Source organism: Streptomyces sp. NPDC002676, from assembly GCF_053592455.1.
Genome location: NZ_JBSFVT010000004.1, coordinates 184,938 through 210,585 on the forward strand (window position 1 = coordinate 184,938; position 25,648 = coordinate 210,585).

Genomic DNA, 25,648 nt, shown 5'->3' on the forward strand with positions numbered 1-25,648 from the left:
AGTGACGGCCGTCACTCGTTGGCCGCGCGGGGGCGGTCGCCGTCCTCGTACTGGTCGAAGAGCGGCGTGCGTCCGCGTCCGCGTGCCCGGCGTGCGGAGGCCGCGCGTCGTGCGCCGCTGCGGCCGTCCGCCGGCTTGTCGTCGGACGCGGGCTCCGGCTCGTCCGCCTCGGCCTGGGGCGCGTGCTCCGCCTCGTGATCCGGCGCGACCGAACTGGACCGTGCCGAACTCCAGGTGCCGGGTGCCCCCAGGTCCACGTCGGAGGTGGCCCGCGGGGCGACCGGCGCGGTCACGTACGTCGGCAGCGGCACGGGCACCGGGTCCCAGCTGTCCCCGTGGCCGGGGCGCCGCTGCCGCTCGCGCTGCTGGTCGACCCACTCGGCGTGGTCGGTCTGCTCGACGAGGGCGCGGCGGTCCGCGGCGAGCGCCGCGGAGAGGGCGGGGTCGGTCTTGGGTTCTGGTCCCTCGTCCGGTTCGTCCGCGCCGGCACCCGCGTCGAGGGACGCGCGCCGGCGCGGCTGGCGCTCGCGCAGGTGCCGGGCGGCGGCCTCGGCGCGGCGGCGGTCCATCTGGTACGCGAAGCGGCGCCGCTCCTGCGAGCGCAGGTATGCGATGTACCCGCTGAGCAGCACGGCGGGCGCGGCGGGCGCCCAGAGGAAGGCGAGTCCCCCGACGGCGGCGACGATCGCGCCGAGTGTGAAGGCGAGGAAGAGCATCACGGTGGTCCGCCGTCGGCGCGCGAGCACCTTCGAGCGCCGGGCGCGTGCGGCGGCCGACTGCGCCGACGGCGTCCGCTGCACGGCCGGCTCGCGCTTGTGCGCGGGTGCCTCCGGCTTGTGCGCGGGTGCCTCCGGCTTCTGGGCGGGTGCCTCCGGCTCGGCCTCCGTAAGGACCTGACGGCGGGTCGGAGGCATGGCGAAGGCCCGGACGTCCACCGAGTCGGTGACGGCGTCCGGATCACTGGCGTTCGGCTCCCCCTCCTGGGCGGAGCGCGCGCGCAGGTCCTTGGCGTATCGGCGCTCCATCCCCGCCCGTCCGGACAGCAGCCGGATGGCGGTGCTGAAGCGTTCCGTTGGACGGGCCTCGTTCAGCTCGTCCTGCCTACGGAGCCACATCGGCACCAAGTAGGCGGCCCAGGCCCCGACAATGACTGCGTAGATGAGGCCGCTGCTGCTCACGTCTCACACGGTAGAGGGGTTTGCGTGAGGCCATCTGCCAATTCGGCCGGTGTGTCGCACGATCTGGCTGATATTTCCAGCTTTTTTTGCGACGGATGCGATCAGTGGACCGCCGGAACCGCGAATTCAATGCCCGGAGGCGGTCAGCGGCCGATCAATTTCGAACACACATTTCGAACATGTATTCAATTTCTGGGCTAGCCGGCATTCCCGGTGGTGCTCTGCGGATTCCGCCGAGAGCGTGCCCGCTGCCAGCGCGCGAGCAACCCCTCGGGCACCTCTTCCGCGGTGAGCGCGAAGACGAGGTGGTCGCGCCAGGCGCCGTCGATGTGCAGATAACGCGGCCGGAGCCCCTCCTCGCGGAATCCGAGTTTCTCCACGACCCGCCGGCTGGGCCGGTTCTCCGGGCGAATGCAGACCTCGATGCGGTGCAGCCCGACGGAGCGGAAGCAGTGGTCCACCGCGAGGGCGACGGCCGTCGGCATCACCCCGCGCCCGGCTACCGCTTGGTCCACCCAGTAGCCGACGTGCCCCGAGCACATCGACCCCCAGGTGATCCCGGCGACCGTCAACTGCCCGACGAGCTGTCCCTGGTACTCGATGACGAACGGCAGCATCCGGCCCGCGCCGGCCTCGGAGCGCAGGTGCCGGACCATCTGGCGGTAGGTCGGCCGGTGGGTGACCGGCCCGCTCGGCGTGGGCGGCGGAATGGTCGCCTCCCAGGGGCGCAGCCAGTCCCGGTTGCGCCGGTTCACCTCGCGCCAGGCCCGCTGGTCGCGCACCCTTATCGGCCGGAGGACGACATCTCCGTCCGCCAGCACGACGGGCCAGGAAGAGCTGTTCAGCTCGCACCCCCGCTGCTCGGTCTGGGGTGGTCGCCGCCGCGGATCTGGTCGACGGCGTGGGCCAGCAGCGGCTCCAGGACGGCCAGCCCGTCCTTCACCCCGCCGCTGGACCCGGGCAGGTTGACGATCAGCGTCCCTCCCGCGACTCCGGCGAGGCCCCGGGAGAGGGCGGCGCTCGGCACCTTCTCCCGGCCGAACGCGCGGATGGCCTCGGCTATGCCCGGCACCTCGTAGTCGATCACCTTGCGGGTCGCCTCGGGCGTGCGGTCGGTGGGCGAGATGCCGGTGCCGCCGGTGGTGACGACGACGTCGTACCCGGCGTCCACGGCGGCGCGCAGGGCCGCCTCCACGGGGTCGCCGTCGGGAACGACCTCGGGCCCCGCCACGGCGAACCCGAAGCGCTCCAGGCCGTCGGCGACCATCGGGCCGCCCCGGTCCTCGTAGACCCCGGCGGCAGCCCTGTTGGAGGCGGTGACCACAAGAGCGCGGTAGGTCATGCCCGGCTCCAGTCGCCCGACTTGCCGCCCGTCTTCTCCTCCACCCGTACGTCCGTGATGACCGCTCCCTTGTCGACCGCCTTGACCATGTCGATCACGGTGAGCGCGGCGACCGTCACGGCGGTGAGGGCCTCCATCTCGACGCCCGTGCGGTCCGTCGTCTTCACGGTGGCCTGGATCTCCACGGCGTCGTCCGCGACCGACAGGTCCAGTTTCACACCGGACACCGACAGCGGGTGACAGAGCGGGATCAGGTCGGGGGTGCGCTTGGCGCCCATGATGCCCGCGATGCGGGCGGTGGCCAGGGCGTCGCCCTTGGGGACGCCCTCGCCGCGCAACAGCTCGACCACGCGTGGTGAGACGAGGACCCGGCCGCTGGCGCGGGCGGTGCGCGCGGTCACGTCCTTCCCGGATACGTCGACCATGCGGGCCGCGCCCGCGTCGTCGATGTGCGTCAGCCGTTCCTGCGAACTCATGTGGTGGGACTCCCGGTCCGGGCCCGGCGCAGTGCGGTGCGCAGGCCTGTTGTGCGCGACACGGTACCGCGGGGCCGGCGCACGCAGCGGATCAGGATCCTCCTGCGGACAGGGAACGCGCGCGTCAGCCGAGCAGTACGACCTCCACCTCCGTGCCGGGCTCGACGGAGGCCAGGTCTTCGGGGACGACGATCAGGGCGTTGGCGTGCGCGAGCGCCGCGATCAGGTGGGAACCGGCGCCGCCCACGGGAGTCACCTCGCCGTCGGCGTACGCCCCGCGCAGGAACTGGCGCCGCCCCCGGGGCGAGCCGAGCGCCTCGTCGGCCCTGAGCGTGGCACGCGTGCGGGGCCGGTGGACGTCCTCCAGGCCCATCAGGGCGCGGATCGCGGGGCGGACGAACAGCTCGAAGGAGACGTACGACGACACGGGGTTGCCGGGCAGGGCCAGCAGGGGCGTGTGGTCGGGGCCGATGGAGCCGAAGCCCTGGGGCTTGCCGGGCTGCATGGCGAGCTTGCGGAACTCGATGCCGCTGCCCGCCTCGTCCTCGTCGCCGACGTACGACAGCGCCTCCTTGACGACGTCGTACGCCCCGACGCTGACCCCGCCCGTGGTCACCAGGAGGTCGGCGCGGATCAGCTGGTCCTCGATGGTGGAGCGCAGGGTCTCGGCGTCGTCCGCGACGGCACCCACCCGGTAGGCGATGGCGCCCGCGTCCCGGGCGGCGGCGGTGAGCGCGAAGCTGTTGGAGTCGTAGATCTGGCCGTCCGCCAGTCGTTCGCCGGGCTGGACGAGTTCGCTGCCGGTGGACAGGACGACCACGCGCGGGCGCGGGCGCACGCGTACCGCGCCGCGGCCGATCGCCGCGAGCAGCGCGATCTGCGGCGGCCCGAGGACCGTCCCGGCCTCCAGGGCGAGGTCTCCGGCCTTCACGTCGCTGCCCTTCGCGCGCACGTGCGCGCGTGCCTCGGCGGGGCGGTGCACCCGCACCTGCCCCGTGGCGCCCTCGGGGGCGAGGCTGCGCGCCCGCATGCCGCTGACCGGGCCCTCGCCGAGCCCGCCGTCGGTCCACTCGACGGGAACGACGGTCTCGGCGCCGGGCGGCAGCGGGGCGCCGGTCATGATCCGGGCCGCCTGGCCGGGGCCGACCCGGACCAGGCCGGCCGCGCCCGCCGCGACGTCCCCGACGACCTCCAGGACGGCCGGGAACTCCTCGCCGGCGCCGGCGACGTCCGCGACCCGCACCGCGTACCCGTCCATCGAGCTGTTGTCGAACGGCGGCAGGGATACCGGCACCGTGACGTCGTCGACCAGGACACAGCCCTGGGCGTCGAGCAGTTGCAGCTCGATGGGTTCGAGGGGGCGGACGGTGGCGAGGATGTCCTCCAGGTGCTCGTCCACCGACCACAGGTGGTCCGGGCCGGCGGGGCGGGTCGCGGCGCTGCTCAACGTTGCTACATCTCCTCGGCTACGTAACTGCGAAGCCAGGTCCGGAAGTCCGGGCCCAGGTCTTCACGTTCGCATGCGAGTCTGACAATGGCACGCAGATAGTCGCCACGGTCACCGGTGTCATAGCGGCGGCCCTTGAAGACGACGCCGTGCACCGGGCCGCCGACCTTCTCGTCCTGGGCGAGCTGCTGGAGGGCGTCGGTGAGCTGGATCTCGCCGCCGCGGCCCGGCTCGGTGGTGCGCAGTATGTCGAAGATGTGGGGGTCGAGGACATAACGGCCGATGACCGCGTAGTTCGACGGGGCGTCCGCCGGGTCCGGCTTCTCGACCAGACCGGTCACCTTGACGACGTCGCCCTCGGCGGTCGCCTCCACGGCCGCGCAGCCGTAGAGGTGGACCTGCTCGGGGGAGACCTCCATGAGGGCGATCACGCTGCCGCCGCTGCGCTCCTGGATCTCGATCATGCGCTGGAGCAGCGGGTCGCGCGGGTCGATCAGGTCGTCACCGAGGAGGACGGCGAAGGGCTCGCGGCCGACGTGCGGGGCGGCACAGAGCACGGCGTGGCCGAGGCCCCTGGGGTCGCCCTGGCGCACGTAGTGCATGGTGGCCAGGTCGCTGGACTCCTGCACCTTCGCGAGGCGTTCGGCGTCGCCCTTCTTCTCGAGCGCCGATTCCAGCTCGTAGTTGCGGTCGAAGTGGTCCTCGAGCGGGCGCTTGTTGCGTCCGGTGATCATGAGTACGTCGTCGAGCCCCGCCGACACGGCCTCCTCGACCACGTACTGGATCGCAGGCTTGTCCACGACCGGCAGCATCTCCTTGGGAGTGGCTTTGGTGGCCGGCAGGAACCGGGTGCCGAGGCCTGCTGCAGGGATGACAGCCTTGCTGATCCTGGGGTGCGACTGAGTCATGCCCGCAACCTTAACCGGTGCCTTTGTGGGGATTCCGTGGCTCCGGAGAGTGAGCGCTGTGTGAGCACAAGGTGAGAGGATGCGAGAACGACCTGTGGAACACGTCGGACGTACGGCAGAGCCTGACAAGCGAATGTTGCGGCGGGAGTTCCTCGCGGTGAGGAACAGGTTGACGGAGGATGTCGTCCGGGAAGCGGGCGGCACGCTGGCGGTACGGGCCCTGGAACTGCCCGAGCTGGCGCGGGCACGCACGGTGGCGGCGTACGTCTCCGTGGGCAGCGAGCCGGGCACACGCGCCCTGCTGGACGCGCTGCGCGCGCAGGGTGTGCGCGTGCTGCTCCCCGCGCTCCTGCCCGACAACGATCTGGACTGGGGCGAGTACACCGGCCCGGACTCCCTCGCGCGGGTCCAGCACGGCGGGAAGATGGCTCTGTTCGAGCCCTCCGGAGAACGCCTCGGCCCGGACGCCGTGACGTCGGCCGACGCCGTCCTGCTGCCGGGGCTCGCGGTGGACGAGCGCGGGATGCGCCTGGGGCGCGGGGGCGGGTCGTACGACCGCGTCCTGGCCCGCCTGGAGCGCGCGGGCGCCCACTCGGCGCTCGTGGTGCTCCTGTACGACACCGAGGTCGTCGCACGGGTCCCCGCGGAGGCCCACGACCGGCCGGTGCAGGCGGTGGTGACGCCATCGGGTGTGCGGCGCTTCCCGCGCGCCTGACGCCCGTACCGGCCCCCCATACGAAAACGGCCCTCCACGTGCGTGTGGAGGGCCGTTTTCGTGTACTGCGTGCCGTCAGCGGGTCACGGCTTGAGGACGAGCGTGTCGCTCGTGCTGTCGTCGACCGCCTTGCCCGTGAACGACCAGGGCAGCAGCTCGCCCTTGGCCCACTTGCTCGTCTGGTCGGTGTAGTGCGCGCTGTAGGCGTGCCCGGAGGCTCCGGTCAGGTTGATCCACTTGGACTTGTCGAAGTCCTTGAGGTTGACCACCATCCGCATGGAGGGCACCCAGACGACGTTGTAGCCGCCGGCCGCGTTCCAGCCGCTCGCGTTGACCGTGGCCTCGCCGCCGCTGAGCTTCCAGGGGCCGCGGTTGAGCACGTACTGGAGGAACTTGGGGCCGTCGGTGCCGAGGGTCTGGTTCTTCAGGAACAGGCGGTGCAGCCGGCCCCAGCTCCAGGTGTCGATGTCCTTGCCGAGCTTGGCGGTCAGCTCCCAGCGGGCGTCGATCATGGCGCGGGCGAACAGCTCGTCCCGGTCGTTCGCCGCGGGGCGCGTGCCCGACTTGGGCGCCTTCCACCATTCGCTGTCCGGCTTGTCCATCAGGGTGCGCACGACCTCGAACCAGCGGTCGCCGCCGTCCGGCTGCGCCTGGTCGGCGTCGCGCTGGCCGCACTCGCGCACCTTGCTGTCGTCGTCCACCGGGCCGGTGCTGTCGATCTTGTCGACCCACAGGCACTGTCCGTTGACGCGCAGCTCCTTGGGGAGCTTGTTCCCGAAGGCGAGCTTCAGGACGTTGCGCCACACGGCGTTGAAGTAGGCAGCCGCCGCGGAGTCGGCGTCCTGGGTGTAGTCCCAGCCGTCCAGCAGCTTCTGCGCCTGCCGTACGTCCTTGTCGGCCAGGTTGATCCTCAGCAGCCTGGGCACCAGAAGCTTGGCGATCTCGCTGCTGTTGTCCAGCTGCATCTGGCGCATGTCCTCGGTGGAGATCCGGCCGCTGCCCTTGATCTTGGACTCGATCAGGTCGGTGATGCGCTGGCTGCGGGTGCCGTAGCCCGAGTCGGTGGTCAGCGTGTACGGGTACTTGTCCTTGTCGACCACGGCCTGGTTGGCGGTGACGATGTAGCCGCGCTTGGGGTTGTACTCGTAGGGCAGCTCGTCCTGCTTGATGAAGCCGGTCCAGCGGTACTTCGAGTCCCAGCCCGGGGCCGGGATGGAGCCGTCGTCGGCCGAGGAGCGCGTGGGGATCTTGCCGGGCAGCGTGTAGCCGATGTTGTTCTTGGTGTCGGCGTAGATCAGGTTCTGCGAGGGGACGTCGAACAGGGCGGCTGCCTTGCGGAAGCTGCTCCAGTCCGAGGCCCTGTCGAGGGCGAACACGGCGTCCATGGAGGTGCCCGGGTCGAGCGCGGTCCACCTCAGGGCGATGCCGTAGCCGTCGCCGCGGTCGGGGGCGGCGGTGTTGACGGTGGCCTTCTTGCCGACCTGGACGAGTTCGTCGTCGCGGTCGGACAGCAGCGGCATCCCGTCCTGGGTCTGGCGGACGACGATCGTCTTGGAGTCACCGCCGGCGACCTTGATGGTCTCCTCGCGGGTCTTGAAGGGCCGGTTCTTGCCGTCGTACTGATAGCCGTTCGCGGTCACCTTCTCCAGGTAGAGGTCGGTGACGTCGACTTCGGAGTTGGTCATGCCCCACGCGATGTCCGCGTTGTGGCCGATGATCACACCGGGCATGCCGGCGAACGTGTAGCCCGTGACGTCGTACTGGCACTTGCTGGAGACGGTCCGGCAGTGCAGGCCCATCTGGTACCAGACGCCCGGCAGTGAAGGCGACAGGTGCGGGTCGTTGGCGAGCAGCGGCTTGTTGGTGATGGTGTACCTGCCGGACACGACCCAGGAGTTGGAGCCGATGCCCTGGCCGTTCACGCCGACGGCGGCGGGGACGTTGTCCAGGACCTTGTTGAGGCCCGCCAGCTGGCCCGTGAGGCCCGAACCGCCGGCCGTGGAGGTGGAGGAGCCGGTCGCGCCCGTCGTGGTCTGAGAGCCGCTCGTGCCCGTCGTACCCGTCGTGGTCTGCGTACCCGTCGTGGTCTGCGTGCCGCCCGTGCCGCCGCTCTGCTGGAAGCTCCGGGTCACTTCGTCGTACTGACCGTCCTGCACTATCGGCTTGTTACGGCTGTAGGGGTACTCCGGGTAGAGGTCCTGGATCTGCTGCGGGCCGAGACGGCTGGTCATCAGGGCGCGGTCGATCTCGTCCTGCATGTTGCCGCGCAGGTCCCAGGCCATCGCCTTCAGCCACGAGACGGAGTCGACCGGGGTCCACTGCTCGGGCTTGTAGTCGTTGGTGAGGCCGAGGGCCGCGTACTCCAGGGAGATGCCCTTGCCGCTCTTGCCGTGGAGGTAGGCGTTGACACCCTTGGCGTACGCGCCGAGGTACTTCTTCGTGGAGTTCGACAGCTTCGTGTCGTACTCCTGCTTGGCCACGCGGTCCCAGCCGAGCGTGCGCAGGAACTCGTCGTTCTTGACCTGGTCCTTGCCGAACATCTCCGACAGGCGCCCGGAGGTCATGTGCCGGCGCACGTCCATCTCGTAGAACCGGTCCTGCGCCTGGACGAAGCCCTGCGCCATGAACAGGTCCTCGTCGGAGGACGCGTAGATCTGCGGGATGCCGTTGCCGTCCCGCTTCACGTCGACGGGACCCGACAGGCCGTCGAGCGTGATCGAACCCGTGGTCTGCGGGAAGGAGGCGCGGACGGTGCTGATGGACCAGTACGCCCCGTAGGCGATGCCTCCGATGACGGCCAGAACCAGGACCAGCACGATCAGGCGGGCTTTGCGCCCCTTTTTCCTGCCGGACTTACCGGGCTTGTCACCCGTTGTGGCGGTGGTATTCGGGGGCATCGCTGTCCTTGCTGTCCTAACGCGAGCGGCAGGTCGGGCTGTGACTTTGAATGAGCGCTGGAGCAACCATAGGCGCAGGGCCCTGCGCCGCTTGACGCGGAGTGGGGAACCAGCGTGCACGAGCGTTCGATCTTGCCCGAGCGGCGTCAAGAAATCGTCAAGAGTTAGGTAGGGTAACTAGGTAAGGTAACGAAGTACCTGCAGATCCTGGAGGAGGAACCGCCGCTGACTGTCCATCACCTCGACCAGCTCCTGCTCGTCTGCTCCCTCGTCCTGCTCGTCGCCGTCGCGGCCGTCCGGATCTCCTCACGCAGCGGGCTCCCCAGCCTGCTCGTCTACCTGGGGATCGGCGTCCTCATGGGCCAGGACGGCGTCGGGAACATCCACTTCAACAACGCCGGGATGACCCAGGTCATCGGCTACGCGGCCCTGGTCGTGATCCTCGCGGAAGGCGGCCTCGGCACGAAGTGGAAGGAGATCCGGCCGGCCCTGGCGTCCGCCTCGGTCCTGGCCACGGCGGGGGTCGCCGTCAGCGTCGGTGTCACGGCGGCGGGCGCGCACTATCTGGTCGGTCTGGAGTGGCGGCAGGCGCTCATCATCGGCGCGGTGGTCTCGTCCACGGACGCCGCGGCGGTCTTCTCGGTGCTCCGGAGAATTCCCCTCCCCGCGCGCGTGACGGGCACGCTGGAGGCGGAGTCCGGTTTCAACGACGCCCCGGTGGTCATCCTGGTCGTCGCCTTCTCCCAGGCCGGCCCGGTCGAGCACTGGTACCTCCTGCTCGGCAAGATCGCCCTGGAGCTGGCCTTCGGCGCCGCCATAGGCCTCGCGGTGGGCTGGTTCGGCTCCTGGGGCCTCAAGCACGTGGCACTGCCCGCCTCCGGCCTCTACCCGATCGCCGTCCTGGCGATCGCCGTGACGGCGTACGCCGCCGGCGCCCTCGGGCACGGCAGCGGCTTCCTGGCCGTCTACCTCGCCTCGATGGTCCTCGGCAACGCGAAGCTCCCGCACTGGCCCGCCACGCGCGGGTTCGCGGAGGGGCTGGGCTGGATCGCCCAGATCGGCATGTTCGTCCTGCTCGGCCTGCTGGTCACCCCGCACGACCTGGGCGACGACGTGTGGCCCGCCCTGGTCATCGGCATGGCGCTGACCATGGTGGCCCGCCCGCTGAGCGTGGTGCTCAGCCTGACGCCGTTCCGGGTGCCGTGGCCGGAACAGGCCCTGATGTCGTGGGCGGGACTGCGCGGCGCCGTGCCCATCATCCTGGCGACGATCCCCATGGTGAACGGCGTCGAGGGCAGCCGCCACATCTTCAACATCGTCTTCGTGCTGGTCGTCGTCTACACCCTCGTCCAGGGGCCGACACTGCCCTGGCTGGCGCGCGCGCTGCGGCTCGGCGAGGAGGGCGAGGCGGCCGACCTCGGCATCGAGTCGGCGCCCCTGGAGCGGCTGCGCGGGCATCTGCTGTCCGTCTCGATCCCGGAGGGCTCGCGGATGCACGGCGTGGAGGTCCACGAGCTGCGGCTGCCGGCCGGGGCCGCCGTGACGCTCGTCGTGCGGGAGGGGAAATCGTTCGTTCCGCTCCCCACGACGGTGCTGCGGCACGGGGACGAACTCCTCGTGGTCGCCACCGACCCCGTCCGCGACGCGGCGGAGCGCCGCCTGCGCGCGGTCGCACGCGGCGGCAAGCTGGCCGGGTGGCTGGGCACGGACGGACGAGGCGCGCGTTAATGCCAGGTGAGCACCCCTATGGTGCTCATTTTCACAGGAGCACAAGGCCTTGATCCCTGTAGTATCAAGGCATTCAGATCGATCCAACTCTGCCTGACGCAGAGCTGGCGCGACCGTATGGCGGCCGGGGAGCCCACCACCGTGGGACCGGTATCTACCGCAGTTCCGCGCAAGAGGACAGCTCTCGGCGCCCCCGTGAGGCCGACCCGCCCCACGACAGGGGTGGCGCTACCAGGCGGCAGAAAGGCACGGGCCGTGGCATCCACGGTCACCACCGAGTCGGCGGAGAACCCGCCGGCGTCCTCCCGCCCGGGGTACGGACAACTGCTGCGCACCCGCGGCGCCTGGACGTTCCTGCTCCCCGGCTTCGCCGCGCGACAGCCGTTCGCGATGCTCACCCTCTCCATCGTGCTGCTCGTGCAGCACACCACCGGCTCGTACGGCGCCGCGGGCGCGGCGGCTGCTGCCACCGGTGTCTCCATGGCCCTGTTCGCGCCCTACAGCGGACGCCTCGCCGACCGTTACGGCCAGCGCGCCGTGCTGATCCCCGGCGTCCTCGTGCACACGCTCTCGGGGCTGTCCCTGACCGCGCTCGCTCTGGCCCACGCGCCTCTGTGGGCGCTGTTCGCGGCGGCCGTCCCGACCGGCGCCTCGGTGCCGCAGGTCGGCCCCATGGTGCGCGCCCGCTGGGGCGTGAAGCTCCAGGGCTCGCCCCTGATGACCACCGCGGCGGCCTTCGAGTCCGTCACGGACGAGCTGACCTTCGTCTTCGGTCCCCTGCTGGCGACCGCGCTGTGCACCACCGTGGCCCCGGCCGCGGGCCTGGTGACGGAGGCCGCGCTGACCCTCGTCGGCGGTCTGCTGTTCGCCGCGCAGAAGAGCACACAGCCGCCGGTGAGCGCCGAGAGCGGGCACGCGCGCGTGCAGCACGCTTCCGCGCTGCGCGTGCCGGGCGTACGCGTGCTGGTCGTGACCTTCCTGGGCATCGGCTCGGTCTTCGGCGGAATGCAGGTCGCGCTGGCGGCGTTCACGGAGTCGATCGGCGAGCCCGGCCTGAACGGCGTCCTGTACGGCGTCTTCGCCGCGGGAAACATGCTCTCCGGCATCGCGTGCGGCGCGATCGCCTGGAAGGTCGCCCCGCAGCGGCGCCTGGTCGTCGGCTACACGGCGCTCGCGCTGGCCGCTTCCGCCCTGTGGACGGCGCATTCGGTACTGCTGCTGGCAGCTCTCGGCCTGCTGGTCGGCATGTGCATCGCGCCGGCGCTGATCACCGGCTACACGCTGGTCGAGGGCCTGGTCCCGGCCGGTGCCCGCACCGAGGCCTTCACCTGGCTGACCGGTGCGGTCGCGTTCGGCCAGGCGGCGGCCGTCACCGTCGCCGGGCAGCTGGAGGACCGGCTGTGGGACGGCGCCGGGTTCCTGGTGCCGATGGCCGGCACCGTGCTCGCGCTGGTGACCCTGCTGGCGCTGCGTTCGCGGCTGGCCGCCCCGCCGCGGAACCGTACCGTCGCACGTGGCGTCGGTCACCGCGTCCCGGTGACGGTGGACTGATCCCCGGGAATACGTCACTATGGACCGTCGTTAGCACTCATCGAGTGAGAGTGCCAGGAGGAAGACAGTGCCGACCTACCAGTACCAGTGCACCGAGTGCGGTGAGGGCCTCGAGGCGGTCCAGAAGTTCACTGACGACGCCCTGACCGAGTGCCCCAGCTGCAACGGCCGCCTCAAGAAGGTGTTCTCCGCGGTCGGCATCGTCTTCAAGGGCTCCGGCTTCTACCGCAACGACTCCCGCGGCTCCACGTCGAGCAGCACCCCGGCGTCGAAGTCCAGCTCCTCGTCGTCCGGCTCTGCGTCGTCCGACTCGAAGTCGTCGTCCTCGTCGTCCTCGTCGTCCTCGTCGAGCTCCGCCGGCAGCTCCGCCGCCTGACAACACTCACCCTGGACCCTGCCGTCGTACGACGGCAGGGTCTTCGGCGTCCTTCCCGTCCTCCCCGTCCTCCCCCGGAACCGGCTGCCCCGTCTTTCCGCGGCCAGCTAATGTGCTCGTCATGGCGAACGCAGAGATCGGCGTAATCGGTGGCTCGGGCTTCTACTCGTTCCTGGACGACGTGACCGAGGTCCAGGTCGAGACCCCGTACGGGGCGCCCAGCGACTCCCTCTTCCTCGGCGAGATCGCCGGCCGACGCGTCGCCTTCCTGCCCCGGCACGGCCGCGGGCACCACCTGCCGCCGCACCGCATCAACTACCGCGCCAACCTCTGGGCTCTCCGGTCGGTCGGGGCCCGCCAGATCCTCGGCCCCTGCGCGGTGGGCGGGCTGCGCCCCGAGTACGGGCCGGGCACCCTGCTCGTGCCGGACCAGCTGGTGGACCGTACGAAGGCGCGGCAGCAGACCTACTTCGACGGGCTTCCGCTGCCCGACGGCACGGTGCCGAACGTCGTGCACGTGTCCATGGCCGACCCCTACTGCCCCGTCGCCCGGGCAGCCGCGCTGAAGGCGGCCCGCGGACGGGACTGGGAGCCGGTGGACGGCGGCACGCTGGTCGTCGTCGAGGGACCGCGCTTCTCCACCCGCGCCGAATCGCTGTGGCACCAGGCGCAGGGCTGGTCGGTGGTGGGCATGACCGGCCACCCCGAGGCGGTGCTCGCCCGGGAACTGGAGCTCTGCTACACCTCGCTGACCCTGGTCACCGACCTCGACGCGGGCGCCGAGACCGGCGAGGGCGTCTCGCACGAGGAGGTGCTGCAGGTGTTCGCGGCCAACGTGGACCGGCTGCGGGGCGTCCTGTTCGACGCGGTGGCGGCGCTGCCGGAGACCGGGGCGCGGGACTGCCTGTGCGTGAACGCGCTCGGCGGGATGGATCCGGGGTTCGAACTGCCGTAGCGCGACGGGGGATTCCGTCGTCCGGGCACCTGCGGAAGTCCCCGTTCGGGTGGGCGAGTTATCCACAAACGGCCAGGAGTCCACCGGCTCCGGCGGGATTCGGCGCAAGGCGTCATCGTGGCAGCACAAGCCGAATTCCTCGTCGCCGGCGGTGATCCCCATGTCCGTGTCCTCGTCATATCCGACCCAGGCCCAGGCCCAGGCCCCGACCACGGCCTCTGCCTCGTCCCTGTCCGCACCTTCGCCGCTGCGGATCCCGCGTCCGCTGGGCACCGATGCCCCCGCGACCCGCGAGGTCCCGCAGTTCGCTCCCGTGCGCGTACGCGGCGGGCGGTATCAGCTGCAGCGGCTCGTGCGGCAGCGCCGGCGGGCCGTGGCGGCCGGTCTCGCCGTGACCGCCGCCGCGCTCGTGGCGGCCGGGCCGCGCACCGCCGCGGAGCCGCACCATGCGGAGCGCGCCCGAGGACGCCCGGCCGCGGAACCCCCGCGCCGGCACCCGGCGGCGGACGTGGTGACGGCGCCCGTGCGGATCGCCGACGCCGCCACCGTCCGGCTGCTACGGCCCGGTGACCGGGTCGACGTCATCGCGGCGGAGGACCCGCAGACCGGCGGCGGTGCCCGGGTGCTCGCACGCGGGGTGCGGGTGACGAAGCTGCCGGAGCCCTTGGAGGGCGCCGCCGAGAGCGGGGCACTGGTCGTGCTGTCGGTGCCGCGCGCCACGGCGGCGCGGCTCGTCGGTGCGAGTGCCACGGCACGGCTGGCGGTGACGCTGTGCTGAACCGACCGGTGCTTCTTCGTGGCGATCGACCGTCAAGTCCCTCGGTCGAAGGGCGGACTTGGACACAGTGGCCGCGCCTTGCCGTAGGTTGCGGAGCGTTTCGTTCCACACCCTGTGCATGCGAGGAGAGTCCCCTAGGTGAGCGCAAAGAAGGAACCGAGTGTCTGGAACGGCTTCAAAGCCTTCCTGATGCGCGGAAACGTGGTCGATCTGGCGGTCGCGGTGGTCATCGGCGCCGCCTTCACCAACATCGTGAACTCGGTGGTGAAGGGGGTCATCAACCCGCTGGTCGGCGCCATCGGCACGCAGAACCTGGACCACTACAGCTCGTGCCTCAAGGATCCCTGCCAGGTGGGTGCGGACGGCTCGGTGAAGAGCGGTGTGCCGATCCTGTGGGGCACCGTCCTCGGCGCCACGCTGAGCTTCGTGATCACCGCGGCGGTGGTCTACTTCCTGATGGTCCTGCCGATGTCGAAGTACCTGGCGCGTCAGGAGGCCCGCAAGAAGGCGCGCGAGGGCACGCACGAGGTCATCGAGGTGACCGAGCTGGAGGTCCTGAAGGAGATCCGCGACACGCTGGTCGCGCAGCGCGGTTCGGGGCGCGACGGGGGCTGACCGCGCTCCTGCGGACGGCGCGGGCGGCTCAGAGGTGGTGGGGCGGCTTCTCGTCGAGGAAACGCTTCAGGTCGGCGGCGCTGTCGCCGTCCGTGCGCTCGCCCCACCCGCCGTCGGTGTCGTCCGAGGACTGCTGGTTCAGCGGGTCGTCGAAGACCAGCGCGGCCTTGGGGTCGCGCGGCTCGGGGTCGGGGGTGCTGCTCATGCCCCAAGGGTACGGCCCCGCCCCGGGCGGTCCGCTGTGCAGTCCTGTCGCACACCCTCCGAAACTTGTGAATCCGTTCACAAGATATGGGCCCAATTTTCTGCTGTGCTGGGGGCATGACGTCGAGTTCCGCTCCGGCGCCCGCCTCTCCGGGCGCGCAGCACTCCTCGGGCCTCCTGCGACGGCTCACCGCGCGAGGGCGCGACGAGGCGCACCGGGTCTCCTCCCCGCTGGAGCTCTTCTTCGACCTGTGTTTCGTGGTGGCGGTCGCGCAGGCGGGCGTGCAACTGGTGAACGCCGTGGCCGAGGGGCACGCGGGGACCGGGATCCTCAACTACGCGATGCTGTTCTTCGCCATCTGGTGGGCCTGGATGAACTTCACCTGGTTCGCCTCGGCGTACGACAACGACGACGCGCTGTACCGGGCCGTCACCCTGGTCCAGATCGCCGGCGTGCTGGTCCTGGCGGCCGGTGTCTCCCGGGCGTTCGAGCACCACGACTTCCTGATCGTCTGGCTCGGCTATGTGATCATGCGGCTGCCGATGGCCGCGCAGTGGCTGCGAGCGGCGCGATCGGCCACCGGTGCGGAACGGACCATGGTGCTCCGGTACGCGTGCGGGGTGCTGCTGTGCCTGGTCGGCTGGCTCGGGCTGGTCCTGCTGCCCGAACCCGCCCGGCCCTGGGTGTTCCTGGTGATGGCGATCGCGGAGCTGAGCGTGCCGGTGTTCGCCGAGCGGAACTCCGCGACGTCCTGGCATCCGCACCACATCGCCGAGCGGTACGGCCTGTTCACGATCATCGTGCTCGGCGAGACGATCGCCGCGGCCACTGTCGCCGTGAAGTCGGCCGTGGACGAGCACCAGGCGCTGGGCGAACTGCTGCCGATCGCGGCCGGCGGCCTGCTGATCGTGTTCTCCGCGTGGTGGATCTACTTCGTGGTGCCCATCCACGGCCATCTGCGCTCCAACGGGCAGGCGTTCCTGTGGGGCTACGGCCACTACCTGATCTTCGCCTCGGCCGCGGCGATCGGTGCGGGCCTGGAGGTGGCGGTGGAGCAGGCGGTGGGCAAGGCGCACATCTCGACGCTGTCCGCCTCGGCGGCGGTGACCCTGCCGGCGGCGCTGTATCTGCTGACGGTGTGGGCAGTGCACTCGCGCCACTTCAAGGTCGGCATCTCCCAGCAGCTGGTACTGCCGGTCACGGCCCTGCTGGTCGTGTGCTGCACCTTCCTCGGCGACTGGGCGGTGCCGGCGGCCGGGCTCGTGTCCGCCGCCGCGGTGGCCACCGGCACGAAGCTGACGGCACGCATGGTCACCCGCGAACGCAGGGCGGACGCCACCGCACCGGCCGGCTGAGCACCTCCGGGGCATCGCCGGGGTGGGCCAGACTGGGCCGCATGACAGTTGACGCACGACTGACAGTTGACGCACTGACAGACGTCGCCGGACTGCGGGTGGGGCACGCCACCCGCCGCGGGGACGGCTGGCTCACCGGCACCACGGTCGTCCTGGCTCCCGAGGGCGGCGTGGTCGCCGCCGTGGACGTGCGCGGCGGTGGGCCCGGTACCAAGGAGACCGACGCGCTCGACCCGCGCAACGTGGTGCAGAAGATCGACGCGGTCGTGCTGACCGGAGGCAGCGCGTACGGGCTCGACGCCGCGTCCGGAGTGATGGCCTGGCTGGAGGAGCAGGGGCGCGGGGTGCGGGTGGGGGCGGAGCCGACGCAGGTCGTACCGGTGGTGCCCGCCGCGTGCGTCTTCGACCTGGGGCGAGGCGGCGACTTCCGCGCCCGGCCGGGCGCGGAGACGGGGCGCGCGGCCGTCGAGGCGGCAGCGGCGAGCGCGCCCGGCGCCCGGGTGCCGCAGGGGTGCGTGGGCGCCGGCACCGGCGCGACGGCCGGGCAGCTCAAGGGCGGCGTGGGGACCGCGAGCACGGTGCTCGACTCGGGGATCACGGTGGCCGCGCTGGTGGTCGCGAACGCAGCGGGGGCGGTGGTGGATCCGGAGACGGGCGCCCTGTACGGGGAGTTCTTCCAGGGGCGGGTGGAGTATCCGCAGGAGCGCGTCCACGAGGCGGCGCGCCGACGGCTCGCCGAGACCGCCGACCGGAACGCGCCGCCTCCGCTCAACACGACGCTCGCGGTGGTCGCGACCGACGCGGACCTCACCAGGGCGCAGGCGCAGAAGCTGGCGGGCACGGCGCACGACGGGATCGCACGGGCCGTGCGACCGGTGCACCTGCTGCACGACGGCGACACGGTGTTCGCCCTGGCGACCGGCACGCGCCCCCTCGACCCCGCGCCGTCGGCGCTCAACGACATCCTCGCGGCCGGCGCGGACGCAGTGACCCGCGCGATCGTCCGGGCCGTACGCGCCGCCGAGTCGGTCGACGGACCGGGTGGAGTGTGGCCGTCCTACGAGGAGTTGTACGGGGCGCTGCCTGGGCGGTGAAGCCGGGCGCAGGGGTGGCCCAGGGGGCGCCAAGGGCTTGATTTGTCGCGGTTCTGTCACGTGATCGTGTTCCTCCGGGACGGAGGGAACCTCTGCGGGTTCCGGTGCCCTCTCTCTCCACGCACTGGAACGGATCACGCACATCACACGAACTGGGAGCAGCCCGTGACAACGCCGGACATTGCAGTGCGGCGCGCACTGGTGGCCTGTGCCGCCCTGATGGTCGGCGCCTTCACCCTGACCGCCTGCGGTGGCAGCGCCAACGCCACCGACGAGGGCAAGGACGGCAGCAGCTCCCCCAAGACGTCCACGGCGAAGATCGCGATCTCGGCCAAGGACGGTTCGACGGGCGCGTCCATCAACGCGACCGGGGTGAAGGTCAGCGGCGGCAGGCTCACCGACGTGAAGATGACCGTGGCCGGGTCGGGGCAGGCCGTGCCGGGGGCGATATCGGCGGACGGCGGCAGCTGGAAGCCGAAGCAGCAGCTGGAGCGCGGGACGAAGTACGAGATAGACGCGACCGCGAAGGACGGCAACGGGCGTACGGCGGCGGCCAACTCCATCTTCACCACCGTCTCCTCGTCGAACAGCTTCATCGGCACCTACACGCCGGACGACGGGACCACGGTCGGCGTCGGCATGCCGGTGTCGTTCACCTTCGACAAGGCCATCACCGACAAGAAGGCCGTGCAGGCGCACATCACGGTCAGCTCCAGCAGCGGCCAGCAGGTCGCCGGGCACTGGTTCGGCAACCAGCGGCTGGACTTCCGGCCGCAGGACTACTGGAAGGCCGGCTCCAAGGTCACGATGAAGATCGACCTGGACGGGGTCGAGGGCACGAACGGCGTCTACGGCGTGCAGAAGAAGACGGTGTCCTTCACCATCGGGCGCTCGCAGGTGTCCACCGTCGACGTCAACACGCAGACCATGACGGTGGTACGGGACGGCAAGACGCTCAAGTCGGTGCCGATCTCCTCGGGCAGCGCGCAGCACACCACGTACAACGGGCAGATGGTGATCTCCGAGAAGTTCGAGCAGACCCGTATGAACGGCTCGACGGTCGGCTTCGGCGGGGAGTACGACATCTCGGACGTGCCGCACGCGATGCGGCTGACGTCCAGCGGGACGTTCATCCACGGAAACTACTGGTACAACAAGGGCAACCCGCCCTTCGGCCGGGAGGGCACCAGCCACGGGTGCGTCGGACTCGCGGACGTCCAGGGCGCGCAGGGCGACACCTCGGCCAAGTGGTTCTACGACAACTCGCTCGTCGGGGACGTCGTGATCGTGAAGAACTCCCCCGACACCACCGTCGCCCCGGACAACGGTCTCAACGGCTGGAACATGTCCTGGGGCGAGTGGACTGCCGGAAGTGCCGCCTGACCGGCAGGTTTTCACTACAGGCGGGGCCGCGCGGGAACTTCTCGCGCGGCCCGCACGTTTTCCTTGCGTACGTTTTCTCGGTTTCCGGACATGATGTCCCACCGAGGGGCTACGGTATGCACCCACCAGGTGACATGCAGCAACGCCGGGAGATGCCTTGAGCGTTCCGTACGAGACGGCGCCGTACGAACCAGCCGAGTCGCCCGAGTCTCCGGAGGAGCACCTCGCGCGACTCCTCGGCCGTGCCCTGAACTCCTTCGAGCTGCCCGACGAGGTGATACGGCAGCTCGACTGCGCGCTGGCGCACGACAGTTCGCTGCGCTCCGCGCACCACAGCGCCGGGCTGCACCGGGAGACGTACCGGCACACCTGGCTGCTGGCCGACGGCTCGGCGGTCACCCTGTGGGAGCTGGTGCACAACACCGCGCCCGGCGGTGAGACACAGCACGAGGTGTACGTCGACGCGGAGGAGCTGCATACCGCCACGGCCCGGCTCGGACTGCCGCTGGACACACCGGAGTTCGAGCTGCCGACGCCGCTGCGACTGTGGGCGATCCCCGAACCCCGGCACGTGTACGCCCCCGAGGACTCGGCGGACCACGCACGCCGGCTGCTGCGCCGGGCCGAGAACCCCGACCGGCCGGACGCCGAGACCGCGGCGCTCCTGGCGACGGCGTGCGCGCACCAGATCACGCAGGCCTTCGGCCGCCCCGGGCGCACCGGGCGGGCGGGGCTGACCTTCGCGCTGTACGAGCACGCGTTCCTCCTCGCGGACGGCACGGAGCTCTCCCTGTGGGAGGTCGAGCACACGGCGACGCCCGACGGACGGCACATGTGCGAGGTGTACGTCTCGGAGGACGCGGCCCGGGACGCGATGGAGCGGCGCGCGGCCCCCCAGGGCTGACCGGCTCGCGGCGGTCAGGCGGCCACCGGCTGCTTCGTCCCCGGCGTCCCGTTCGTCGTGGGCGGGTTGGCGGCGGAATCGGCCTCCGTGGTCTCGGGAGCCTGCTTGCGCATGCCCTTGAGGAGGACCACCAGGGCTGCGGTGACGCACACGCCGACCGCGATGGCGATCAGGTAGAGGAACGGGTTGCCGATCAGCGGGACCACGAAGACGCCGCCGTGCGGGGCGCGCAGGGTGGCGCCGAAGGCCATCGACAGGGCGCCGGTGAGCGCGCCGCCCACCATGGCGGACGGGATGACCCGCAGCGGGTCCGCCGCCGCGAACGGGATCGCACCCTCGGAGATGAAGGACGCGCCCAGTACCCAGGCGGCCTTGCCGTTCTCGCGCTCGGCCCGCGTGAACAGCCGCCCGCGCACGGTGGTGGCCAGGGCCATCGCCAGCGGCGGGACCATGCCGGCCGCCATCACCGCGGCCATGATCTTCATCGCGGAGTCGCTGGGGCTGGCGACCGCGATGCCGGCGGTGGCGAAGGTGTAGGCGACCTTGTTGACCGGCCCGCCCAGGTCGAAGCACATCATCAGGCCCAGCAGGGCGCCCAGCAGGACGGCGTTGGTGCCGGTGAGGCCGTTCAGCCAGTCGGTCATCCCCCGCTGCGCGGTGGCGATGGGCTTGCCGATCACCACGAACATCAGGAATCCGACGAGCGCCGAGGAGATCAGCGGGATCACCACCACCGGCATGATGCCGCGCAACGCCGCCGGGATCCCGACCCGCTGGATCGCCATCACCACGCCACCGGCGATGAGACCGGCCGCCAGGCCGCCGAGGAAGCCCGCGTTGATGGTGAGGGCGATCGCGCCGCCGACGAAGCCGGGGACGAGGCCGGGGCGGTCGGCCATGCCGTAGGCGATGTAGCCGGCCAGGACCGGGACGAGGAAGCCGAAGGCGACGACGCCGATCTGGAAGCACAGCGCGCCCCAGCTGTCGGCCTGGGTCCACACGAAGTGCTGCATGACCGACGGCGCCTTGTTGATCTTGTAGCCGCCGATCGCGAAGCCGAGGGCGATGAGGAGGCCGCCCGCGGCGACGAACGGCACCATGTAACTGACGCCGGACATCAGCCACTTGCGGAGCTTGGTGCCGTAGCCCTCGGTGGAGTCACCGGTGCGCTCCACGGGCGTGGTGCCCGGCCCGGCGGCGGCCGTCACCTCACCGCGCGCCGCCTTCTCCCGTACCGCGGCGATCAGTTCGGCGGCGCGGTTGATGGCCGCCTTCACCCCGACGTCGACGGTGGGCTTGCCGGCGAAGCGGTCCTTGTCGCGCACGGGGATGTCGTGCGCGAAGATCACGCCGTCCGCCGCCGCGATCACCGCCGGGTCCAGCCGGGTGAAGCCGGCCGAGCCCTGCGTCTCGACGATCAGCTCGACGCCCGCCTCCTGTCCGGCGTTCTCCAGGGACTCGGCCGCCATGTAGGTGTGGGCGATACCGGTCGGGCAGGAGGTCACGGCGATGATCCGGAAGGGGCGCTCTCCCGAGGGTGTGGCGCCCGCCGTACTGCCCGCCGCGGCGCCGGCGGAGGCCGCCACCGGCGCCGCGACGGAGTCTTCGGGGGAACCGGCGGCGCCCGCCTCACCCTTCGCGCCCTCCGCCGAAGGCCCCTGCGGCGCAGTCGGCGGCACCTCCTCGCCCCGGATCAGCGCCGCCGCCGTCTCCGCCTCGCACGCCGACCGCAGCGCGGCGGTGAACTCGGCGTTCATCAGCTGACGCGCCAGCGAGGAGAGGATCGTGAGGTGCGCGTCGTCGGCGCCCGCCGGGGCCGCGATGAGGAAGACGAGGTCGGCCGGGCCGTCCGCGGCGCCGAAGTCGATGCCCGCGGCGCTGCGGCCGAAGGCGAGCGTCGGCTCGGTGACGTGGGCGCTGCGGCAGTGCGGGATGCCGATGCCGCCGTCGAGGCCGGTGGGCATCTGCGCCTCGCGGGCGGCCACGTCGGCGAGGAAGCCCTCCAGGTCGGTCACCCGGCCCAGGGCCACCATGCGCTCGGCGAGGCTGCGCGCCGCCGCCTCCTTCGTACCGGCGGACAGGTCGAGGTCGACCAGTTCCGCGGTGATCATGCTGCTCATCGCGGGCTCCTCTGCACGCGTACCGCCCGGGGACGGGGGTGGGCGGAAGGGGGGACGGGGGTGCTGCCGTGGGGGGAGGTCGTACCGGGGCAGGTACGGGGGCAGGTACGGGGGCAGGTACGGGAGCCGGTGCGGGGGTTCATGACGCCGGTTCCGTCAGTTCGCGGTCGAGCGGGATCTCGGCCGTGACCCGCACCGCCGCCGGGTCCAGGTCGGCCGGGCTCGGCATCACGCTGCCGGGGAGCTGGACGGCGGCGGCGCCGTGGGCGACGGCGCAGGCGAGGGCCTTCGGGCCGGTGCCGCCGGCGACGAGGAAGCCGGCGAGGGAGGCGTCGCCGGCGCCGACGTTGCTGCGTACGGCGGCCACGCGCGCGCTGCCGAACCAGGTGCCCGCGTCGTCCACGAGCAGCTGCCCGTCGGCGCCCAGGCTCGCGAGCACGGCGCGCGCGCCCATCGCGCGCAACTCCTCGGCCGCCTTGAGGGCGTCGCCCACGGTCGCGAGGGGCCGCCCGACGGCTTCCGCCAGCTCCTCGGCGTTCGGCTTCACCACGTCGGGCCGCGCGCGCAGCGCCTCCAGGAGCGCGCGCCCGGAGGTGTCCAGGGCGATGCGCGCGCCCCCGGCGTGCGCCTCCATGACGACATCGGCGTACCAGGAGGGCGCGAGTCCCCGGGGCAGGCTCCCGCAGCAGGCGATCCAGTCGGCGTCGCGGGAGTGCTCGCGGACGGTGACCAGGAGCAGGGCCTGCTCGGCCGCCGACAGCTCCGGGCCCGGCGCGTTGATCTTCGTCAGCACCCCGTCCGCCTCCGCGAGCGCGATGTTCGCGCGGGTGGCTCCGGCGACCGGGACCGGCGCGACCTCGATGCCCTGCGCGTCGAGCAGGTCGGCGACGGCCGCCCCCGGCGCACCGCCCAGGGGCAGAACGGCGACCGTGCGCCGACCGGCGGCGGCCACGGCGCGCGAGACGTTCACACCCTTGCCGCCGGGGTCCATGCGCTCGCCGGCGGCGCGGATGACCCCGCCGCGCTCCAGGGAGGGGACCTCGTAGGTGCGGTCCAGGGAGGGGTTGGGGGTGACGGTGAGGATCATGCGCGTATCACTTCCGTGCCGCCGCGCTCTATGACGGCGGCGTCCTCGGGGCTCAGCCCGCTGTCGGTGATCAGCAGGTCCACGTCGCTCAGGTCGCCGAAGCGGGCGAAGTGCTCCTGGCCGTGCTTGGCGGAGTCGGCGAGGAGGACCACCCGGCGGGCGGCGGCGACGGCCGCGCGCTTGACCGCGGCCTCGGCGAGGTCGGGGGTGGTCATACCGTGCTCGGCGGAGAAGCCGTTGGCCGCCACGAAGAGGACGTCCGCCCTGATCTCGCCGTACGCGCGCAGCGCCCAGGCGTCCACGGCGGCGCGCGTACGGTGCCGTACGCGCCCCCCGACCAGGTGGAGCTGGATGCCCGGGTGGTCGGCGAGGCGGGCCGCTATCGGCAGGCTGTGCGTGACGACGGTCAGGGAGGATTCCAGCGGGATGGCCGCCGCCACCCGCGCCACGGTCGTACCGGCGTCGAGGATCAGCGTGCCCTCGGTGGGCAGTTCGGCGAGGGCCGCCTTGGCGATGCGGTCCTTCTCGCCGGCGGCGGTGGCCTCGCGCTCGGTGAGGTCCGGCTCGAAGTCGAGGCGTCCGACCGGGATGGCGCCGCCGTGCACCCGGCGGACGAGGCCCGCACGGTCGAGGGCCTTCAGGTCGCGGCGGATCGTCTCCGCGGTGACCTGGAACTCCTCGGCCAGCGACAGTACGTCCACCCGGCCGCCGTCACGGGCGAGCCGGAGGATCTCCTGCTGTCGCTCCGGTGCGTACATGTCCGTTTGCCTCCGAGTCAGGTCCCAGTGATGCCCGAACTTGTGGTTTCGCTTGGAGACTACGCCCGGAATTTCGGAAAGTAAACAGGTTCGGGCGCTATTCGGGCATGAACGGACTTCCGTGCGGGTCGCAGGCACTACGAATCCGTGCAGTCGTCGGGCATGCGGAAGGGCCCGGCACCAGCAGGTACCGGGCCCTTCGCCGAGCGAGGCGTCAGGGTTCACGCCACGAGTTCGGCCGCTTTGCTGTCCTCCGCGTCCGCCGCCCCCTCCACGTGCTGCGCCGGCCGCTTCGGCAGCGCGAACATCAGCAGGAAGATCACGCCCAGGATCGCGGCGCACCACCCGAGCGCGTACCGGAAGCCGTGCGCGAACGCGGGGCCCACCTGGGCGAGGGTCAGCCGGTCGTCGATCACCCCGAAGAAGACGACCGACACCAGCCCGAGCCCGAGCGCGTTGCCCATCTGCTGCACGGTGTTGATCAGGCCGGACGCGGAGCCGGCGTGCTCGCGCGGCACCTCGGACAGCACCGCGTCGGTCAGCGGGGCGACGATCAGGCCCATGCCGAGGCCCATCACGACCAGCGGGAGAGCCATCTGCCAGGGGGCGATGGTGAAGCCGTAGTGGTACGACTCCCAGATGTAGATCAGGGTGCCCGCGGCCATGATCAGCGCGCCCGCCTGGAGCACCTTGCGCCCGAAGCGCGGGACCAGCTTCTGCACCGACAGCCCGGCCGCCGTGGACACGGCGATCGAGAACGGCACCCCGGTCAGCCCGGCGCGCAGCGGGCTCCAGCCGAGGCCGACCTGCATGTACAGCGTCCAGACCAGGAAGAAGATGCCGAGCACGACACCGAAGACGGTCTGTACGGCGATGCCGCCGGCGAAGCTCTTCACGCGGAACAGCGACAGCTCGATCAGCGGGGAGCCGTCCCGGGCCGCCTTGCGCCGCTCGTACGCCACCAGGACCGCGAAGACCACGAACGAGCCGGCCATCGAGACGTACCCCCACAGCGGCCAGCCCAGCTCACGGCCGCGGGTGAGCGGGTAGAGCAGCATCAGCAGGCCGAGCACCACCAGGGCGACACCGGCGAGGTCCAGCTTCAGGGCCTTCGGGGCCTTGGACTCGGTGATGAACCGGCGGCCGAGCACCCAGGCGAGGACGCCGACCGGCAGGTTGATGAGGAAGATCGGCCGCCACTCGAGACCGAACAGGTTCCACTCCGTCAGCAGCGCGCCAAGCAGCGGGCCGGAGACCGCGCCCAGGCCGACGACCGCGCCGAACAGGCCGAAGACCTTGCCGCGTTCGTGGGCCGGGAAGGTGGCGTGCACGATCGACAGCACCTGCGGCACCATCATCGCCGCCATGCCGCCCTGCAGGATGCGGGAGGCGACCAGCATCTCCGGGTTCGCGGCGAAGCCGCACAGGGCGGAGGCCACGGTGAAACCGGCTATGCCGACGAGGAACAGCCGCCTGCGCCCGTGGATGTCGCCGAGCCGCCCGCCGGTGATCAGGAAGGCGGCGAAGGCCAGCGCGTAACCCGCGGTTATCCACTGGATCTGGCTGAGGGAAGCGCCTTCGTCCTTCTGGATCGACGGGATGGCGATGTTGACGATCGTGACGTCGACCAGGTCCATGAAGGCCGCGGCCATCACGATCGCGAGGGCCAGCCAGCGGCGGCGGTCGCCGGAGTCCTGCGCGGCGCTGCTCGGCCCCTGCCGAGCGTTGAGGGTCTGTTCTGCGGAGGTCATGCGTACAAGCTAGAGCCCCATTAGG

23 protein-coding genes are annotated in these 25,648 nt (G+C 71.5%); 11 read left to right on the forward strand and 12 right to left on the reverse strand.

The annotated features are described in order from the left end of the window. Positions 1-11: 11 nt before the first annotated feature. The 6 genes from sepX to galU form a co-directional block, all read right to left on the reverse strand. Positions 12-1,178: a divisome protein SepX/GlpR gene (sepX, locus tag ACWD3E_RS14120; protein WP_451387808.1), complete on the reverse strand. Its 1,167-nt coding sequence runs from the start codon at positions 1,176-1,178 to the stop codon at positions 12-14. Between the two features lie 197 nt (positions 1,179-1,375). Next, positions 1,376-1,999 carry a GNAT family N-acetyltransferase gene (locus ACWD3E_RS14125; protein ID WP_451387809.1) on the reverse strand — a complete coding sequence of 208 codons (624 nt, stop codon included), beginning with the start codon at positions 1,997-1,999 and terminating at the stop codon, positions 1,376-1,378. Positions 2,000-2,019: 20 nt separating this feature from the next. Continuing rightward, positions 2,020-2,520 (reverse strand): MogA/MoaB family molybdenum cofactor biosynthesis protein, encoded by a 501-nt coding sequence (locus tag ACWD3E_RS14130; protein ID WP_451387810.1) that lies wholly within the window; start codon positions 2,518-2,520, stop codon positions 2,020-2,022. After that, on the reverse strand, positions 2,517-2,996 hold the full coding sequence (gene moaC, locus ACWD3E_RS14135; RefSeq protein WP_451387811.1) for a cyclic pyranopterin monophosphate synthase MoaC: 480 nt from the start codon (positions 2,994-2,996) through the stop codon (positions 2,517-2,519). The genes ACWD3E_RS14130 and moaC overlap by 4 nt, the downstream gene beginning before the upstream one ends. A 124-nt stretch (positions 2,997-3,120) precedes the next feature. Continuing rightward, positions 3,121-4,443 (reverse strand): molybdotransferase-like divisome protein Glp, encoded by a 1,323-nt coding sequence (gene glp / locus ACWD3E_RS14140; protein ID WP_451387812.1) that lies wholly within the window; start codon positions 4,441-4,443, stop codon positions 3,121-3,123. Positions 4,444-4,448: 5 nt separating this feature from the next. Continuing rightward, positions 4,449-5,351 carry a UTP--glucose-1-phosphate uridylyltransferase GalU gene (gene galU / locus ACWD3E_RS14145; protein ID WP_451387813.1) on the reverse strand — a complete coding sequence of 301 codons (903 nt, stop codon included), beginning with the start codon at positions 5,349-5,351 and terminating at the stop codon, positions 4,449-4,451. A 133-nt stretch (positions 5,352-5,484) separates the two neighbouring features. Here galU and ACWD3E_RS14150 point away from each other — a divergent pair, with 133 nt between their 5' ends. Next, positions 5,485-6,066 (forward strand): 5-formyltetrahydrofolate cyclo-ligase, encoded by a 582-nt coding sequence (locus ACWD3E_RS14150; protein WP_451388144.1) that lies wholly within the window; start codon positions 5,485-5,487, stop codon positions 6,064-6,066. An 83-nt stretch (positions 6,067-6,149) separates the two neighbouring features. On the opposite strand, the gene ACWD3E_RS14155 is transcribed toward ACWD3E_RS14150, so the two are convergent. Beyond that, a complete protein-coding gene (locus ACWD3E_RS14155) occupies positions 6,150-8,963 on the reverse strand; it encodes a penicillin acylase family protein (protein WP_451387814.1) in 2,814 nt (937 codons plus the stop codon). A 198-nt stretch (positions 8,964-9,161) separates the two neighbouring features. Here ACWD3E_RS14155 and ACWD3E_RS14160 point away from each other — a divergent pair, with 198 nt between their 5' ends. The 6 genes from ACWD3E_RS14160 to mscL all read left to right on the forward strand — a co-directional run bounded on the left by ACWD3E_RS14160 (position 9,162) and on the right by mscL (position 14,966). Further along, on the forward strand, positions 9,162-10,691 hold the full coding sequence (locus tag ACWD3E_RS14160) for a potassium/proton antiporter (RefSeq protein WP_451388145.1): 1,530 nt from the start codon (positions 9,162-9,164) through the stop codon (positions 10,689-10,691). A gap of 255 nt (positions 10,692-10,946) precedes the next feature. After that, positions 10,947-12,242 carry an MFS transporter gene (locus tag ACWD3E_RS14165; protein WP_451387815.1) on the forward strand — a complete coding sequence of 432 codons (1,296 nt, stop codon included), beginning with the start codon at positions 10,947-10,949 and terminating at the stop codon, positions 12,240-12,242. 67 nt (positions 12,243-12,309) lie between these two features. After that, the gene (locus ACWD3E_RS14170; protein ID WP_451387816.1) at positions 12,310-12,618 is read left to right on the forward strand and encodes an FmdB family zinc ribbon protein; all 309 of its coding nucleotides are present in this window, start codon (positions 12,310-12,312) and stop codon (positions 12,616-12,618) included. A 121-nt stretch (positions 12,619-12,739) separates the two neighbouring features. Continuing rightward, positions 12,740-13,573, forward strand: a complete 834-nt coding sequence (locus ACWD3E_RS14175) for an S-methyl-5'-thioadenosine phosphorylase (protein WP_451387817.1) — start codon at positions 12,740-12,742, stop codon at positions 13,571-13,573. A 160-nt stretch (positions 13,574-13,733) separates the two neighbouring features. Next, positions 13,734-14,351 (forward strand): hypothetical protein, encoded by a 618-nt coding sequence (locus ACWD3E_RS14180; protein WP_451387818.1) that lies wholly within the window; start codon positions 13,734-13,736, stop codon positions 14,349-14,351. Positions 14,352-14,489: 138 nt separating this feature from the next. Further along, positions 14,490-14,966, forward strand: coding sequence for a large conductance mechanosensitive channel protein MscL (gene mscL / locus ACWD3E_RS14185; RefSeq protein ID WP_451387819.1), 477 nt, complete (start codon positions 14,490-14,492; stop codon positions 14,964-14,966). A gap of 28 nt (positions 14,967-14,994) precedes the next feature. On the opposite strand, the gene ACWD3E_RS14190 is transcribed toward mscL, so the two are convergent. Then, positions 14,995-15,171, reverse strand: coding sequence for a hypothetical protein (locus ACWD3E_RS14190; RefSeq protein WP_451387820.1), 177 nt, complete (start codon positions 15,169-15,171; stop codon positions 14,995-14,997). A 116-nt stretch (positions 15,172-15,287) separates the two neighbouring features. Here ACWD3E_RS14190 and ACWD3E_RS14195 point away from each other — a divergent pair, with 116 nt between their 5' ends. The 4 genes from ACWD3E_RS14195 to ACWD3E_RS14210 all read left to right on the forward strand — a co-directional run bounded on the left by ACWD3E_RS14195 (position 15,288) and on the right by ACWD3E_RS14210 (position 19,907). Then, positions 15,288-16,526: a low temperature requirement protein A gene (locus ACWD3E_RS14195; RefSeq protein WP_451387821.1), complete on the forward strand. Its 1,239-nt coding sequence runs from the start codon at positions 15,288-15,290 to the stop codon at positions 16,524-16,526. A 41-nt stretch (positions 16,527-16,567) separates the two neighbouring features. Further along, on the forward strand, positions 16,568-17,620 hold the full coding sequence (locus tag ACWD3E_RS14200; protein ID WP_451387822.1) for a P1 family peptidase: 1,053 nt from the start codon (positions 16,568-16,570) through the stop codon (positions 17,618-17,620). Between the two features lie 165 nt (positions 17,621-17,785). Further along, positions 17,786-19,003, forward strand: coding sequence for a L,D-transpeptidase (locus tag ACWD3E_RS14205; protein ID WP_451387823.1), 1,218 nt, complete (start codon positions 17,786-17,788; stop codon positions 19,001-19,003). Between the two features lie 157 nt (positions 19,004-19,160). Further along, positions 19,161-19,907 carry a DUF6227 family protein gene (locus tag ACWD3E_RS14210; protein WP_451387824.1) on the forward strand — a complete coding sequence of 249 codons (747 nt, stop codon included), beginning with the start codon at positions 19,161-19,163 and terminating at the stop codon, positions 19,905-19,907. A gap of 14 nt (positions 19,908-19,921) precedes the next feature. Here ACWD3E_RS14210 and ACWD3E_RS14215 read toward each other — a convergent pair whose 3' ends face one another. The 4 genes from ACWD3E_RS14215 to ACWD3E_RS14230 form a co-directional block, all read right to left on the reverse strand. Further along, positions 19,922-22,027 (reverse strand): PTS fructose transporter subunit IIABC, encoded by a 2,106-nt coding sequence (locus ACWD3E_RS14215; protein WP_451387825.1) that lies wholly within the window; start codon positions 22,025-22,027, stop codon positions 19,922-19,924. Between the two features lie 139 nt (positions 22,028-22,166). Further along, positions 22,167-23,114 (reverse strand): 1-phosphofructokinase, encoded by a 948-nt coding sequence (gene pfkB / locus ACWD3E_RS14220; RefSeq protein WP_451387826.1) that lies wholly within the window; start codon positions 23,112-23,114, stop codon positions 22,167-22,169. After that, positions 23,111-23,872: a DeoR/GlpR family DNA-binding transcription regulator gene (locus ACWD3E_RS14225; RefSeq protein ID WP_451387827.1), complete on the reverse strand. Its 762-nt coding sequence runs from the start codon at positions 23,870-23,872 to the stop codon at positions 23,111-23,113. The genes pfkB and ACWD3E_RS14225 overlap by 4 nt, the downstream gene beginning before the upstream one ends. A 221-nt stretch (positions 23,873-24,093) precedes the next feature. Then, a complete protein-coding gene (locus ACWD3E_RS14230) occupies positions 24,094-25,623 on the reverse strand; it encodes an MFS transporter (protein ID WP_451387828.1) in 1,530 nt (509 codons plus the stop codon). Positions 25,624-25,648: the final 25 nt, after the last annotated feature.

What these genes read in the sequence shown, in the direction of transcription:
- ACWD3E_RS14130 (WP_451387810.1), bottom strand. Translation starts at nt 2,520, where the DNA reads ATGACCTACCGCGCTCTTGTGGTCACCGCCTCCAACAGGGCTGCCGCC.
- moaC (WP_451387811.1), bottom strand. Translation starts at nt 2,996, where the DNA reads ATGAGTTCGCAGGAACGGCTGACGCACATCGACGACGCGGGCGCGGCC.
- galU (WP_451387813.1), bottom strand. Translation starts at nt 5,351, where the DNA reads ATGACTCAGTCGCACCCCAGGATCAGCAAGGCTGTCATCCCTGCAGCA.
- ACWD3E_RS14150 (WP_451388144.1), top strand. Translation starts at nt 5,485, where the DNA reads ATGTTGCGGCGGGAGTTCCTCGCGGTGAGGAACAGGTTGACGGAGGAT.
- ACWD3E_RS14155 (WP_451387814.1), bottom strand. Translation starts at nt 8,963, where the DNA reads ATGCCCCCGAATACCACCGCCACAACGGGTGACAAGCCCGGTAAGTCC.
- ACWD3E_RS14175 (WP_451387817.1), top strand. Translation starts at nt 12,740, where the DNA reads ATGGCGAACGCAGAGATCGGCGTAATCGGTGGCTCGGGCTTCTACTCG.
- ACWD3E_RS14180 (WP_451387818.1), top strand. Translation starts at nt 13,734, where the DNA reads ATGTCCGTGTCCTCGTCATATCCGACCCAGGCCCAGGCCCAGGCCCCG.
- ACWD3E_RS14190 (WP_451387820.1), bottom strand. Translation starts at nt 15,171, where the DNA reads ATGAGCAGCACCCCCGACCCCGAGCCGCGCGACCCCAAGGCCGCGCTG.
- ACWD3E_RS14195 (WP_451387821.1), top strand. Translation starts at nt 15,288, where the DNA reads ATGACGTCGAGTTCCGCTCCGGCGCCCGCCTCTCCGGGCGCGCAGCAC.
- ACWD3E_RS14200 (WP_451387822.1), top strand. Translation starts at nt 16,568, where the DNA reads ATGACAGTTGACGCACGACTGACAGTTGACGCACTGACAGACGTCGCC.
- ACWD3E_RS14215 (WP_451387825.1), bottom strand. Translation starts at nt 22,027, where the DNA reads ATGAGCAGCATGATCACCGCGGAACTGGTCGACCTCGACCTGTCCGCC.
- pfkB (WP_451387826.1), bottom strand. Translation starts at nt 23,114, where the DNA reads ATGATCCTCACCGTCACCCCCAACCCCTCCCTGGACCGCACCTACGAG.
- ACWD3E_RS14225 (WP_451387827.1), bottom strand. Translation starts at nt 23,872, where the DNA reads ATGTACGCACCGGAGCGACAGCAGGAGATCCTCCGGCTCGCCCGTGAC.
- ACWD3E_RS14230 (WP_451387828.1), bottom strand. Translation starts at nt 25,623, where the DNA reads ATGACCTCCGCAGAACAGACCCTCAACGCTCGGCAGGGGCCGAGCAGC.